Source organism: Sphingopyxis sp. USTB-05 (genome assembly GCF_023822045.1).
Lineage (GTDB): Bacteria > Pseudomonadota > Alphaproteobacteria > Sphingomonadales > Sphingomonadaceae > Sphingopyxis.
In genome coordinates this window covers 3,191,210-3,205,297 of record NZ_CP084712.1, presented here as the reverse complement: position 1 = coordinate 3,205,297, position 14,088 = coordinate 3,191,210, and the positions used below count along the sequence as shown (strand labels likewise).

Sequence of the window (14,088 nt, the reverse complement as noted above, 5' to 3'; positions counted from 1 at the left end):
ATGGTTATCATCGCGTTAATTATGAACAAAATCCTGCGTCCCGAGCCGGGGCGCGAGGCGCAGGATTCCAGAGGTTTCAGGCGATCGCCGGCAGCGGTTCGAGCGCGGCGTCGCCGGCCAGCGCCGAGGCCGCAAGACCCGTTGCCGTGGGGACGATCTGTTGCAGGTAAAAGCGTGTCGAGGCGATCTTGCCTTCAAGGAAGGCGCGGTCGCCGCTGCCCTCATCGAGTGCCGCGCGCGCCGCCTTGTGCTGGATCGCCATCAGCCAGCCGCAGGTCGCCGTGGCGAGCATGGTGAGATAGGGATAGCTGCCGGCAAGCCGGTCGCCGGTGTTGGCCCCGATCATCCAGTCGGTGACCGCGCGGCAGGCATCGACCAACTGCTGCAATTCGGGGAAATCGGCCGCACCCGCTGCGATATCGTCGATCAGGCCGCGGACGAGATCGCCGCCCGCCATGCCGAGCTTGCGTCCGACGAGATCGGCGGCCTGAATGCCGTTGGTGCCTTCATAGATCGGGGCGATGCGCGCGTCGCGATAATGCTGCGCGGCGCCGGTTTCCTCGATGAAGCCCATGCCGCCATGGACCTGCACGCCAAGGCTGGCGACCTCGCAGCCGATGTCGGTCGCATGCGCCTTTACCAGCGGGATCAGCACGTCGGCGCGCATCGCGGCGGCTTCGTCGCCGAGCTTGCCGAAATCGATCTGGGCTGCCGCGTAATAGGTGAGTGCGCGCGCTGCCTCTGTCTGGGCGCGCATCCGCCACAACATGCGGCGGACGTCGGGATGCTGGTCGATCGTGACGGGGGTGCGGTCGGGCGAGCCCGCGAGCGACGACTGGACGCGCTCGGCGGCGAAGCGCTGCGCCTGCTGCGTCGCGCGCTCGCCGATCTGGATGCCCTGACAACCGATCATCAGGCGGGCGTTGTTCATCATGACGAACATCGCGCGCATGCCGCCCATTTCGTCGCCGACGATCTCGCCGAGGCAGTCTTCGTCCTCGCCATAGACCATGACGGCGGTCGGCGAGCCATGGATGCCGAGCTTATGCTCGATCGACGCGCACTGGACGCCGTTCGAATGCGCGGGCTTGCCGTCGGCATCGAGGCGATATTTGGGGACGAGGAAAAGCGAAATGCCGCGCGTTCCCTCGGGCGCGCCGGGGGTGCGCGCAAGGACGAGGTGGACGATATTGTCGGTGAGGTCATGCTCGCCGAAGGTGATGAATATCTTCTGGCCCTTGATCTTGTAGAGGCCGGCATGCTCGCCCTCGGTGACCTTTTCGGCGGTCGAGCGCAGCGCGCCGACGTCGCTGCCCGCGGCAGGCTCCGTCAGGTTCATCGTGCCGTTCCACTCGCCGGTGATCAACTTCGGCAGCCAGGTCTGGCGCTGTTCCTCGGTGCCATAGGCCATCAGCGCGTGGATCGCGCCGGGGGTCAGGATGCTGCACAGCGAAAAGCCCATGTTCGCGCTGCCGAGTGCCTCGATCACCACCGTCGCGAGCGTGAAAGGCAGATCCTGTCCGCCATATTCGCCGGGGCCGTCGATGCTGCCCCAGCCCGCCTCGACGAACTGCTTATAGGCGTCCTTGAAGCCCGGGGGCATGGTGACTCTGCCGTCCTGCCACTTGGGATTGGTGGTGTCGCCGACGCGGTTGAGCGGGGCGTAGACCTCTGCGGCGAACTCGCCGATGCCGGTAACGATCGCCTCCACCATGTCGGGGGTCGCGGCGGCGAATTTGTCGTGCGCGGCCATCGCGTCGACACGCGCGATATGGTTGAGAACGAAAAGCTGTTCGGTGGTGGGCGGCGTGTAAGACATGAAGAGCCGACTTTCCTGGTGAATATCGTTGCGCGGGCGCTATAGCGCGGCATGGCTGATGGTCAAACGCGCATGAGGACCGATATCCGCCCGTTCGGGCCGGAGGCAATGGCGCGCGCCGGGGGGCTGATCGGGGAGGGGCAGCCGGTCGCGGTCCCGACCGAGACGGTTTACGGCCTCGCCGCCGACGCGCGCAACGCAGACGCGGTCGCGCGGATTTATGCCGCGAAGGGGCGGCCCGATTTCAACCCGTTGATCGTGCATGTGCCGGACTTGGCTGCCGCCGAGCGGCTGGGCGTGTTCGGCGCGGTCGAGCGGGCGCTGGCGGCGCGTTTCTGGCCTGGGCCGCTGACGATTGTCGTGCCGCGGGCCGCCGATTGCCCGGTGGCGAGCATCGCGACGGCGGGGCTCGATACGATTGCGCTGCGCGTGCCGGGGCACCGCGCGATGCAGGCCTTGCTGGCGGAGACGGGGGCACCGCTTGCTGCGCCGAGCGCGAATGCGAGCGGACGCGTGAGCCCCACCAAAGCTGAGCATGTGTTGGCGAGCCTCGATGGGCGGATCGCGCTGGTGATCGATGACGGAGCGACGACGGCGGGCGTGGAATCGACGATCGCGAGGGTGAAGAATGGTGCCGTCGAAGTGTTGCGCCCGGGGCCGGTGACCGCCGACATGTTGTCTGCGGCGAGCGGGATGTCGGTAACGGGAGTCAAGGGAACGGAGATCGTCGCGCCGGGGATGCTCGCGAGCCATTATGCGCCGGGCAAGCCGGTGCGGCTGGGCGCGCGCGAATTTGCGGGCGACGAGTTTGGGATCGGGTTCGGGGCGGTCGCGGGCGACTATGACCTGAGCGCAAGCGGCGATCTGACCGAGGCGGCGGCGCGGCTTTTCGATGCGTTGCATGCGGGGGCGGCGAGCGCGAAGGCAAAGATCGCGGTGGCGGCGATCCCGGCCGAGGGGCTGGGCGCGGCGATCAACGACCGGTTGAGCCGGGCGGCGGTCTGAAAATGTCCGTTCGCATCGAGCGAAGTCGAGATGCCCCTCGGTCCTGCTCGCACGATGGGTGTCTCGACTTCGCTCGACACGAACGGAGATAGGGAGGCTTGCTGGTTACGCCGCTGCGGGTTCGATCGGGTCGCCGTGCGGGGCCTTGCGCGCGACGATCAGGCAGGCGGCGACGATCAGCAGCGCGCCGGCGAAGGTGGGCAGCGTCACCGCTTCGTCGAAGAAGAACCAGCCGAACAGCATCGCCCACAGGAAGCCGGTATATTCGGTGGTCGCGAGAATCTGCGTTTCGGCGCGGGCATAGGCCCAGCTCAGCAGCAGCAATGAGGTCGTCGCGAGGATCGCGGCGCCCAGGATATGTGGCGCGTGGCTCGCGGCTGGAACCGCAAGGAACCACGGCGCGCCGAGCGCAAGGATCGCGGCGACGAAGAAATTCTGGAAAAAGGCGATTTCCATCGGCTCGGCCATTTTGGCCTGTCGCCGCGCGAGGATGAGGTTGTAGGCGTAGAAGATCGCCGAGAGGAACACCGCGCCGACCGCCAGCAGCGCCTCGTCGCTATAGTCGCTGCCGCCGAGCTTCCCCGCGACGATGACGATCACACCGCACAGTCCGAGGATCGAGGCGGCGATCGAGCGCGGGCCGATCTTCTCGCCCAGGAAGATCGCGGCCATATAGAGCGCCATCAGCGGGGCGACGAAAGCGAGCGCGATCGCCTCGGCCATCGGCAGCCGCGCGAGCGCCCAGAAAAAGCTGAGCGCCATCCCGGCGACGAAGAGCGAGCGCCAGGCATGGATCTGCATCGTCGCCTTGTCGGGCCATTTTGGCCGGCTCGCGAAATAGAGGAGGCCGGCCAAAATTGTGCCTGTGCCGGTGCGCCACAGCACGGCGTTATACGCGCCGATGTCGATCGACAGCCCCTTCATCAGCACGTCCATCGCCGAAAAGGTCGCGATCCCCGCGCAAGCGATCAGAAAGGGGATGACGGGCGAGGGCGAATCGGGGCGCATGGCCCGCCTCTAGCGGAGGGGTTCGGACTTGCACAATGAAACGAAGCGGCGCAGCATCGCGGCGGGTCGTTGGATGGAGTGGGGCCATGACGAAACCGAGCAAGTTCGCGCATGTCGTCTATATGACGCGGCGCTATGACGAGATGATCGCATGGTACCAAAAGGTGTTCGAGGCCGATGTCGTGCATCAGGACCCGGCGCTCGCTTTCCTGACTTATGATGACGAGCATCACCGCTTCGCCTTCGCCAACCTCGACCTCTTGAAGCCCGGCGGCGACGGCGGGCGTGGCGACGTCGGCGTCAATCATGTCGCCTATACCTTTGCGAGTGCGGGCGACTTGATGGACGTTTACAAGCGGCTGAAGGTCGACGGGATCAAGCCTTATTGGCCGATCCATCACGGGACGACGCTATCGCTCTACTATGCCGATCCCGACGGCAACCGGATGGAGTTCCAGGTCGACCACGGGACCGTTGCCGACGCGGTTGCCTATATGAAAAGCGAGGCATTCGGCGGCAATCCGATCGGGATCGAATATGATCCCGACGAATTGCTGGCGCGATATGAAGCGGGCGCGAGCGAGGCGGAGTTAATGGTTATGCCCGTCGGCCCGCCGTCGGGGATTCCCGCCGAGCATGGGATGGCTTGAGGGTTAGCGGAAGGTTGCCTGTCCGGCGCCGTCGATGTTGAGTTTTTGGCCCGAACAATAAGAGTTGGCGTCGCTGACGAACCAGACGACTGCGGCGGCGACGTCGGCGGGAACGGCGACGCGGCCGAATGGCATTTTGGTGTCGAGGTGATGGATATCCTCGTTGCCGGTGATCGCGCGGGAAAGCTTCTCGCCCATGTCGCTGACGGTAAGCGCGGGGGCGACGATGTTGACGCGGACACCGTTCGCAAGCTCTTCCTTTGCGAGCGCATAGGCCATCGCCTCGCCCGCCGCCTTGGCCATCGTGTACGGCGCGCCGTTGGGCGAGTGGGTGTAGGTCGCGATGCTGGAGATGACGATGATGTCGCTGCGCGCGTGGCTGCGTAGCTGCGGCAGCGCGAGGCGCGACAGGCGGTGCGGGCCGGCGGCGTGGACGGCGAAGAGTTTGTCGACTTCTTCGGGGCTGGTATCGGCCACGGACAGCCCGCGGCTCGCGACGCCGGCGTTGTTGACGAGGATCGAAATCGGGCCGAAATCGGCCTCGACGGCGGCAACCATCGCGGCGCACGCCGCTTCGTCGGTAACGGAGGCCTGGTAAGCTTTCGCCTTGCGGCCGAGCGCTTCGATCGCGGCGACGGTTTCGGCGGCGGCTTCCTGGCCGCGCGTATAGTTGACCGCGACGTCGGCACCCGCCTCCGCCAGCCCAGTCGCGATGCCCCGGCCAATGCCGCGCGAGGCGCCGGTGACGAGCGCGACGCGCCCCGTAAGGTTCATCTCGGCCATGTCTCTCTCCCTAACCCATCAGTTCATTATAAATGTCGTCGTCGCTGCGGCTCGCGGCGTTACGCCATTTGGGCGCGGCCTTGCGGTTGAGCACATGGCCATTGGCGTCGAGCACAGCGACCGTGGGGGTGCCCTTGATCTTGAAGTCGAAACGCGCGGGCACATCGGGGTTGCGTCCGAGGCCGCGAATATGCGGCATGCCGATGTCGGCATAGACGATCTGATATCGGTCGCGCACGGGGGCGAAGCGGTCGGTCGCAAGCAGGTTCGCAAGCCAGGCGCTGTCGTGGCAACCGTTCGTACCCATGACGAGCAGCACGCGCTTGCCGGTGTTACGAGCCTCGGCGAGCGCGGCATCGATCTGCGCGATCGGATCGGCGTCGGGGTTGAAGGCATCGGTCTTGTAGGGATCGACGACGCCAGGAATGCTACGCGTTTCGGACGCCGAAACGGGCGCAAGCGGGAGCATGGTAGCGGCCACGGCGAGGGCAAATTTGCGCATCATGGCACGACGATAGGTTTTGCATGACGTTTCCGTCAACGTAAGATAGCTTTCTGCCATGAGCTGGAAAAAAGAGATCGACGAGCTGGGTCAACGCCGCGCGATGGCCGAGAAGATGGGCGGCGAGGAAAAGGTCGCGCGGCAGCACGGGCGCGGCAAGATGGACGCGCGGGCGCGGCTCGCGGGGATCGTCGATGCAGGCAGCTTTCGCGAGATCGGCAAGATCGCGGGGCGCGGGCGCTATGGCGCCGATGGCGAGTTGGAAGACCTAGCCGCGAGCAATTTCATTTTCGGACGCGCGAATATCGACGGCCGGCCGGTGGTCGCCAGTGCTGACGATTTTACCGTGCGCGGCGGCGCGGCCGACGCGGCGCTGCACAGGAAGTTCGTCCAGTGCGAGGCGATGGCGCATGAATATCGCCTGCCGCTGATCCGCATGATCGACGGCACGGGCGGTGGCGGCTCGGTAAAGACGCTGGAAGACATGGGCTATACCTATATCCCGCACGTGCCCGGCTGGGACGAGATTATCGCCAACCTCGACACGGTTCCGGTGGTGGCGCTTGCGCTCGGGCCGACCGCAGGGCTGGGCGCCGCGCGCGTCGTCGCGAGCCATTACAGCGTCATGGTGCGCGGACTGTCGCAGTTGTTCGCGGCGGGGCCGGCGGTTGCGGCGGCGATCGGCGATACGCTGGACCGAGAGGAACTGGGCGGCGTCGACGTCCATACGCGCAACGGCGTGGTCGATGATGAGGTGGCGTCGGAGGTCGAGGCGTTCGCGGCGGCGCGGCGGTTTTTGTCCTACCTGCCTTCGTCGATCCACGATCGGGCTTTGCGGACCGCGTGCAGCGATCCGGTCGACCGGCGCGAGGAGTCGCTGCTGGCGGTCGTGCCGCGCGAGGCGAAGCAGGTCTATTCGATGCGGCGCATCGCGAATGCGGTGTTCGATCAAGGCAGCTTTTTCGAGATGGGCGCGCGCTGGGGACGCGCGGTGATCACCGCATTCGCACGGCTCGACGGATATCCGGTCGCCGTGCTTGCGAGCGATCCGTCCTATCTTGGCGGATCGTGGGACGCGAAGACGAGCGAGAAGGCCGAGCGCTTCGTCAAGATGGCGGACCAGTTCCGGCTGCCGATCGTCCACCTTGTCGACAATCCGGGCTTCATGATCGGTGGCGAAGCCGAGCGGACGGGAACGATCCGCTATGGCGTGCAGGCGATGAACGCGATTTACCGCGCGACGGTGCCGCTAGCGTCGGTCGTGGTGCGCCGCGCCTATGGGATTGCAGGGAGTGCGATGTCGAACGCCGAGCGTTTCCAATATCGCTTTGCCTGGCCGTCGGGCGACTGGGGCAGCCTGCCGATCGAGGGCGGGGTCGAGGTCGCATACAAGAGCGAGCTTGAGGCCGCGGAAGATCCCGCGGCGCATCTGGAGGCGATCCGCGAGCGATTGAACCGCGTGCGAAGCCCGTTCCGGACGGCGGAGAAATTCGGGGTCGAGGATATTATCGACCCGCGCGATACGCGGCCGTTGCTTTGCGAGTTTGCCGAGCTGGCCTGGCGGGTGCTGAACAGTCGTTCGTAGAATAAGGCTCGTCATCGCTAGCGAAGCGACGCAATCCAGAGCGGTTCACTATACGCTCTGGATTGCCGCGGGCCTCCGGCCCTCGCAATGACGGTGGGGGGATATGGAATGACCGGCGTGCGCCATTACGGCATGGACTGGCTGCGGATCGCGGCGTTTGCCCTGCTGATCCTCTATCATATTGGCATGTATTTCGTGCCGTGGGGCTGGCACGTGAAGATCGCGCAGCCGCTCGACTGGGTGCAGGTGCCGATGCTCGCGACGAATAGCTGGCGGCTGCCGTTGCTGTTCCTCGTATCGGGTTATGCGAGCGCGGCGCTCTTCGCGAAGCTCGGTGGCAGCGGGGCGTTCGTGCGGTCGCGCAGCGCCCGGCTGCTGATCCCGCTGCTCTTCGGCGTCCTGGTCGTCATCCCGCCGCAACCGTGGATCGAGCTGGTGACGCAGCATGGTTATGCGAAGAGTCTCGGCGCCTTCTGGACCAGCGATTATTTCCATTTCGGGACGCTCGATGGCATCGTCCTGCCGACGTGGCAGCATCTATGGTTCGTTGTGTATCTCTGGGTCTATACCCTACTCGCCGCGGCGGTTCTGGCGTGGGTGCCGGTGGCCGCGCGCGCGAAGGTCGCCGATGGCGCGGTGCGGTGGCTCGGCGGCTGGGGGCTGCTGGTGCTGCCGCTCGCATGGTGGCTGCTGCTGCTCGCGCTCTTTCCCGATCATGACGAAACGCATGCACTGTTCGACGACGGGCCGTCGCATCTCCATTATCTGATGCCCTTCTTCGTCGGTTGGCTGCTTCGCGTGCGGCCCGCGCTGTTCGAGGTGGTCGCGCGCTGGTGGCGGTTTTCGCTGGGCGTTGCGGTTGCGGCTTTCGCAGTGGTGGCGGGGATCATGTATCTGTGGCTGAGTGGGTCGCAGCCGCCCGAATGGGGGCGGTTGCCCTTCGACATCGCGCATCAGGTGCAGGGCTGGATGACGATCGTCGCGCTGGTCGGGATTGCAGACCGTTACTGGAACCGCGACCATCCGCGGCGTGCGATGCTCGCCGAGGCGGTGTTCCCCTTTTATATCATTCACCAGACGATCATCGTCGTGGTCGGCTGGTATCTGCTGGGGGCGCACGTAGCTGCTCTTCCCTCCTTCCTGATCCTCGTCGCGGCGACGGTGACCGGGTGCTGGCTTTTCTACCTGATCGGGCGCAGCATCGGCTGGCTGCGGCCGCTGATCGGATTGCAGCGCAAATAGGGGGAGACCGGGCATGGCGGCTTTGAAAAGCATCTTGGGGATCATCGGCATCGCGGCGATCCTTGTCGGCGGGCTGTGGGTGTTGCAGGGCCTCGATATCATCCGCTGGCCGGCGAGCAGCTTCATGCTCGGTGATACGACATGGACGCGAAATGGTGCCATCCTCGCGGTCGTTGGTGCAATCATGCTATGGTTCGCGCGCAAGCGCTGACTATCGACTACAAATGTAGTTGATCTGTATTGCTCTTATGATACACTACGATCCGGCCGGGGTTGGATTGGAGACAGGAATGATTCGTTCGTCGCGTATATTGCCCGCGCTTTTGCTCGCCGCCGGGATGGCGGTCGGGCCCGTCCTTGCCCCGCCGCCGGCGATGGCGGCCGATGAGGTCGCCGCCGATACGATCGCAGAGGCTTATGCAGCGCTGCTCGAACGTGACTATGTCTATCCCGAGACGGGCAAGCGCTACGCCGATGCGATCCGCGCCGGTATCGCCGCAGGCCGCTATAAGGCGCTAAACGGCGAAGCGCTGGGCGCCGCGATCGACGGCGATGTCCATGCGGTATCGCCGGATGGCCATTTGCGCCTGCGCGTTCCTGAAGCGGCAGCGACCGCGGCGGCCCCGGCACCCGGCAGCGCCGCGCCGGTGCGCCGCCCGCCCAAGGTGCCTGTCGAGCAGGCAGGCTGGATCGCACCGGGGATTGCCTTCATTCGCTTCAACATGTTTCCGCAGGACGAGGCAGTTACCGCGCAGGCGGCGAAATTCATGGCTGATCATGCCGATGCGAAGGCGATCATCTTTGACATCCGCACGCATAACGGCGGCGGGCTGGACCAGATGGACGTCATCTTTCCCTGGCTTTTCGGCAAGGAAACGCGGCTGGTGACGATGGCGACGCGCGCGTCGGTCGACGCGGAGGGCGGCTCGCCGATCGCCGGGGTGCCGTCGATGCGGATGGCGAAGGGCGATGCGGATATGGTCGCGCGCGAGCATTGGGCGACGCCGAATGCCGACAAACGGCTGCGCGATGCCAAAGTCTATGTTCTGACATCGGGGGCGAGCGCCTCGGCGGCCGAGCATTTCGCGCTCGCGATGAAGCATACGGGACGCGGCACGCTGGTCGGTGCACCCACCGCGGGGGCCAATCATTTCGGGCGCGGTGAGGATCTGGGCGGCGGCTATAGTGCCTTCATCCCGGTCGGGCGCACCTATGATCCGGTGACGGGCAAGGATTGGGAAGGCGAGGGCGTTTTGCCCGACATCGCAGTAGCGCCCGCGGATGCGCTGGTGCGCGCGTTGACCGAGCTTGGCGTCGCGCCGGCGGAGGCGAAGACGCTGTCCGATGCGCATATGCCAAGTTGGCCGATGGAGCGGCGGAAGCCGCGCGGGATGAAGCCCGCGGGCTAGGCACGCGATATTCCACTCTCGTCATGCCGGACTTGATCCGGCATCCATCCCGCCGGTGCGGCTTGGACCCCGGATCAAGTCCGGGGTGACGAAAGTTTAGGAAGCGGCGAGGCTGGTCAGCGCTTCACCGTCCACCCGCATCACCGTCCATTCGTCCATCAGCTTTGCGCCGAGGCTCTGGTAGAAGCCGATCGACGGCGTGTTCCAGTCGAGCACCCACCATTCGAGCCGCGCGCAGTCGCGCTCGACGCAGAGCTTCGCAAGATGCGCGAGCAGCGCCTTGCCGAGCCCCGATCCGCGCGCTTCGGGACGCACGAACAGATCCTCAAGATAGATGCCCGGGCGCCCCTCGAAGGTCGAGAAATTGTGGAAGAAAAGCGCAAAGCCCTGCGCCGCGCCGTCGATCTCGCCGATCACGACCTCGGCATAGGGGCGCGGACCAAAAAGATTGTCGCCAAGCTTCGCCTCGTCGAAGCGCACCTCATGCGCGAGCTTTTCATATTCGGCGAGGTCGCGGATGAACTGCGCGATCAATGGCAGGTCGGCGGGGGTGGCGGGGCGGATCGATAGGGTCACGCGGATTATCCTGCGAAGAGACGGGGCGTGGCGATCCCTTAGCGGCGACGGATGCCGATGGGCAATGGTCCTGCCCTTACAATCGCCGCCCGTGGCCCCATATGGATGCTATGCCATTGGACCAAGCGGCGTCGCAACGCAGCGGGCCAGCTGTCGGGCATTGTCTCCTATCGATCAAAATGACTTTGGTTGGGTTTTCCGGGACAGGAAAATGATCGCGCTTCCGGTGGGCTGACAGCCCGGGGCGGCGATCCGAAAGGTGTGCCTTCATGATCGGCTATTTCATCCTCCTCCACCGCTTCCCCGAACAGTTCAAACGAATGTTCCATGCGATCTATGCGCCCGGAAACAGCTATGTGGTCCATGTCGACAAGGGATCGGGATCCGAGTTCGCGGCCGACATCGCCGCATTTCTGAAGCCCTTTCAGGGGGTTGAGATCATCGAATCGAAAAACGCGCTGTGGGGCGGCTACAGCCTTGTTGACGCCGAATTGCGAGGAATGAAGCAACTGCTGAAAATGAATCGCAGCTGGACCCATTATATCAACCTCAGCGGACAGGATTTCCCGCTGAAGTCACAGGCGTATATACGGGCTTTCCTGCGCGCCAATCCGCGGCGCCAATATATTCGCGCGCTCGACCAGCGAGCGGCGCGGCCCGATACGATGAACCGCGTCAGCCATATGTTCGTCGAGGCTCTGGGTCGTATGTTTCGTACCCGTCTGCCACGCGCGTTTCTGAAAGACGCGACGCCCTATATCGGGACGCAGTGGAAAGCCGTGACGCGGAGCTTTTGCCATTTCGCAGTTCATCATCCGAGCGCCGAGCGCTTCAAGACATTCTATCGCCGCAGCTTCATTCCCGATGAGGCATTTTTCCAGACGTTGATGATGAACAGCCGCGCGCAGGGCGAAGTGATGAATGACGACTTGCGCACGATTGACTGGGTGCCCGACGGCGACATCAAGCTGCGCCCGCGAACCTTCGTCACCTCCGATGCGCTGCGCCTGACGCTGAGTCCCGACCTGTTCGCACGCAAGTTCGATGCGGAGGAGGACTCGGTGATTTTCGACCTACTCGAAGCGCATTTGAAGACACCGGCGGCGAGCGTCTATGCCGGCGATCCGGCCGCAAAGCCGCTCGAACGGACGCCTGAAGTCGCCTGAATTCCCGCGCGGCAGGGTGGCTTACGCCGCCTTGCCGTGCAGCGTGTCCATGCTGACCGAACTGCCCGCGTCGATCTCGGCCGCCTTTGCTTCGACGAGCTTTACGATATGGCTGATCATGTCGGCGTCCTCGACATGATGGTCGGTGACGCCCGACAGGAAGACCATATGCTTGCCGTTGCCACCGCCGGTGATGCCGATATCGGTTTCGCGAGCCTCGCCGGGGCCGTTGACGACGCAGCCGAGGACCGAGAGCGACATCGGGGTCTTGATGTGGCTGAGTGCGTCCTCAAGCGCCTGCACGGTGCGGATGACGTCGAAGCCCTGTCGCGCGCAGCTTGGGCAGGAGACGACGCGGACGCCGCGGGTGCGCAGGCCCAAGGATTTCAGTATTTCATAGCCAACGCGCACTTCTTCCTCGGGCTCGGCCGAAAGGCTGACGCGGATCGTGTCGCCTATCCCGGCCCATAGCAGGTTGCCGATGCCGAGCGCCGACTTGACCGTGCCGCCGATCAGCCCGCCTGCCTCGGTAATGCCGAGGTGCAGCGGACAGTCGACCGCGTCGGCGAGCTGCGCATAAGCGGCGACCGCGAGGAACACGTCGCTGGCCTTCACTGCGACCTTATACTCGTGGAAGTCGTGATCCTGCAGCAGCTTGATGTGGTCGAGCGCGCTTTCGACGAGCGCCTCGGGGCAGGGCTCGCCATATTTTTCGAGCAGGTCTTTCTCGAGGCTGCCGGCGTTGACGCCGATGCGGATGGCGCAGCCGTTCGCCTTGGCGGCGCGAACGACTTCGCCGACGCGCTCGGACGATCCGATATTGCCGGGGTTGATGCGCAGGCACGCCGCGCCAGCGTCGGCGGCTTCGAGTGCGCGCTTATAGTGAAAATGGATGTCGGCGATGATCGGGATGCGTGACGCGCGGACGATCTTGCCAAGTGCGGCGGTCGATTCGGTGTCGGGGCACGAGACGCGGATCAGGTCGGCGCCGGCTTCCTCGCAGCGACGGATCTGGTCGATCGTCGCGACCGGATCGCTGGTCAGCGTATTGGTCATCGTCTGCACGCTGATCGGCGCGCCGCCGCCGACGGGGACATTGCCGACCATGATCTGGCGGCATTCGCGCCGCGCAATGTCGCGCCAGGGGCGCAGGCCGGGGTTGTGATCGCTCATGATGCGGGCTCGATACGAAGGGAAGTGTGTGTGCCGCTCTTTAGCCGTCCGGGATCGGCTTGGCAAAGCCCGCCGTAGTTAAGGTGAATTGTTGCTGGAAAGACACAGTTTGACACCGATTTGTAACTTTTGAGCAATTTCTGTTTGTGCATCGCAGCAAAATCGGCAACTTCTTAAGCGTTCGTCGTCACACGCCCATATTGAAGAGGCGCGGACGCGTACGGCAGGCCGGGACGATCCGTTTTTTTGGTTAGGGGGATCACCCATGAAGTTTCTTACCAAAGCGTGTTTCGGCATGCTGCTCGCCGCGTCATCCATGTCGACGCCCGCCTTTGCCCAGGAAGAAGAAGCCAGCGGTCCGTTCTCGCTTTCGGGCGGTATCGCCGTGACGAGCGACTATCGTTTCCGCGGAATTTCGCTGTCGAACGAAAAGGTCGCAGTGCAGCCGACGCTGACCGTCAGCCACGAAAGCGGTTTTTATGCCGGCGTCTGGGGTTCCTCGCTTCCCGACAGCCCGGCCTATGGCAAGTTCGAACTCGACGTCTATGGCGGGTTCGCGACCGAAATCGCATCCGGCACGACGGTCGACGTTGGCGTCACTTATTATACCTATCCGGGTAGCGAAGACGGCGGCGCGCCGACCGATTATTTCGAGGGCATCGGCAAGCTGTCGCACGACATCGGCCCCCTCTCGATCACTGGCATGGTGGCTTATGCGCCCAAGCAGGATTCGCTGGGCGATGCCGATAATATCTATCTGAACCTTGGCGCCGGCTTTGGCGTACCCAACACGCCGATCACGCTGACCGCAGGCATCGGTTACAATGATGGATCGCTGGGCCTCGTTTCGCCCGATGGCAAATATGTCGATTGGTCGGTCGGCGCCTCCTACGCCGCCGGTCCCGCGACCCTGACGGTCCAATATATTGACACCGACGTTAAAAAGACGGGCGTCAAGGCCGTCGACACACTTTACGATCCAACCGTGGTCTTTACGCTGGGCGTCTCTTTCTGACAGCCTAGCGGGTCAGCGACCACGCGCTAAGGGGGCGGCTTCGGGGGAGGCCGCCCCCTTTTTCGTGCACGAAGAAGGGGGGCGACGCCTCATCGCAACGCGCTTGACCGTGTAGACGAACCGTGCAATTTCATCGACGAGTTGAAGCAGCGGAG

Annotated in this window: 14 protein-coding genes; 8 read left to right on the top strand and 6 right to left on the bottom strand. The window is 64.4% G+C overall.

Annotation, left to right across the window (positions count from 1 at the left end):
• Positions 1-76 precede the first annotated feature (76 nt).
• On the bottom strand, positions 77-1,819 hold the full coding sequence (locus tag KEC45_RS14890) for an acyl-CoA dehydrogenase (RefSeq protein WP_062177281.1): 1,743 nt from the start codon (positions 1,817-1,819) through the stop codon (positions 77-79).
• A 72-nt stretch (positions 1,820-1,891) separates the two neighbouring features.
• Between KEC45_RS14890 and KEC45_RS14885 the strand changes: the two genes are divergently transcribed.
• On the top strand, positions 1,892-2,824 hold the full coding sequence (locus KEC45_RS14885; RefSeq protein WP_083435880.1) for an L-threonylcarbamoyladenylate synthase: 933 nt from the start codon (positions 1,892-1,894) through the stop codon (positions 2,822-2,824).
• 105 nt (positions 2,825-2,929) lie between these two features.
• Here KEC45_RS14885 and KEC45_RS14880 read toward each other — a convergent pair whose 3' ends face one another.
• Positions 2,930-3,832 carry a DMT family transporter gene (locus KEC45_RS14880; RefSeq protein ID WP_062177283.1) on the bottom strand — a complete coding sequence of 301 codons (903 nt, stop codon included), beginning with the start codon at positions 3,830-3,832 and terminating at the stop codon, positions 2,930-2,932.
• An 86-nt stretch (positions 3,833-3,918) separates the two neighbouring features.
• Between KEC45_RS14880 and KEC45_RS14875 the strand changes: the two genes are divergently transcribed.
• A complete protein-coding gene (locus KEC45_RS14875) occupies positions 3,919-4,482 on the top strand; it encodes a VOC family protein (RefSeq protein WP_062177286.1) in 564 nt (187 codons plus the stop codon).
• A 3-nt stretch (positions 4,483-4,485) separates the two neighbouring features.
• Here KEC45_RS14875 and KEC45_RS14870 read toward each other — a convergent pair whose 3' ends face one another.
• The gene (locus KEC45_RS14870) at positions 4,486-5,265 is read right to left on the bottom strand and encodes an SDR family NAD(P)-dependent oxidoreductase (RefSeq protein ID WP_062177288.1); all 780 of its coding nucleotides are present in this window, start codon (positions 5,263-5,265) and stop codon (positions 4,486-4,488) included.
• Between the two features lie 10 nt (positions 5,266-5,275).
• Positions 5,276-5,767 carry a thioredoxin family protein gene (locus KEC45_RS14865; RefSeq protein WP_238586542.1) on the bottom strand — a complete coding sequence of 164 codons (492 nt, stop codon included), beginning with the start codon at positions 5,765-5,767 and terminating at the stop codon, positions 5,276-5,278.
• A gap of 58 nt (positions 5,768-5,825) precedes the next feature.
• On the opposite strand from KEC45_RS14865, the gene KEC45_RS14860 reads away from it, so the two are divergent.
• From KEC45_RS14860 to KEC45_RS14845, 4 genes are all read left to right on the top strand, one after another.
• Positions 5,826-7,352, top strand: a complete 1,527-nt coding sequence (locus KEC45_RS14860) for an acyl-CoA carboxylase subunit beta (RefSeq protein WP_062177294.1) — start codon at positions 5,826-5,828, stop codon at positions 7,350-7,352.
• Positions 7,353-7,460: 108 nt separating this feature from the next.
• Entirely contained in the window at positions 7,461-8,594 is a 1,134-nt protein-coding gene (locus KEC45_RS14855) for an acyltransferase family protein (protein ID WP_062177297.1), read from the top strand.
• Between the two features lie 13 nt (positions 8,595-8,607).
• Positions 8,608-8,805, top strand: a complete 198-nt coding sequence (locus tag KEC45_RS14850; RefSeq protein WP_062177300.1) for a hypothetical protein — start codon at positions 8,608-8,610, stop codon at positions 8,803-8,805.
• A gap of 79 nt (positions 8,806-8,884) precedes the next feature.
• Positions 8,885-10,003, top strand: a complete 1,119-nt coding sequence (locus tag KEC45_RS14845; protein WP_062177302.1) for a S41 family peptidase — start codon at positions 8,885-8,887, stop codon at positions 10,001-10,003.
• Between the two features lie 96 nt (positions 10,004-10,099).
• On the opposite strand, the gene KEC45_RS14840 is transcribed toward KEC45_RS14845, so the two are convergent.
• On the bottom strand, positions 10,100-10,579 hold the full coding sequence (locus KEC45_RS14840) for a GNAT family N-acetyltransferase (protein WP_062177305.1): 480 nt from the start codon (positions 10,577-10,579) through the stop codon (positions 10,100-10,102).
• Positions 10,580-10,848: 269 nt separating this feature from the next.
• Between KEC45_RS14840 and KEC45_RS14835 the strand changes: the two genes are divergently transcribed.
• Positions 10,849-11,745: a beta-1,6-N-acetylglucosaminyltransferase gene (locus tag KEC45_RS14835; protein WP_062177306.1), complete on the top strand. Its 897-nt coding sequence runs from the start codon at positions 10,849-10,851 to the stop codon at positions 11,743-11,745.
• Between the two features lie 21 nt (positions 11,746-11,766).
• Here the strand turns inward: KEC45_RS14835 and ispG are convergent, their stop codons facing one another.
• Positions 11,767-12,918 carry a flavodoxin-dependent (E)-4-hydroxy-3-methylbut-2-enyl-diphosphate synthase gene (gene ispG, locus KEC45_RS14830; protein WP_062177309.1) on the bottom strand — a complete coding sequence of 384 codons (1,152 nt, stop codon included), beginning with the start codon at positions 12,916-12,918 and terminating at the stop codon, positions 11,767-11,769.
• Between the two features lie 265 nt (positions 12,919-13,183).
• Between ispG and KEC45_RS14825 the strand changes: the two genes are divergently transcribed.
• Entirely contained in the window at positions 13,184-13,933 is a 750-nt protein-coding gene (locus KEC45_RS14825; protein WP_062177312.1) for a TorF family putative porin, read from the top strand.
• The last annotated feature ends 155 nt before the right edge of the window (positions 13,934-14,088 follow it).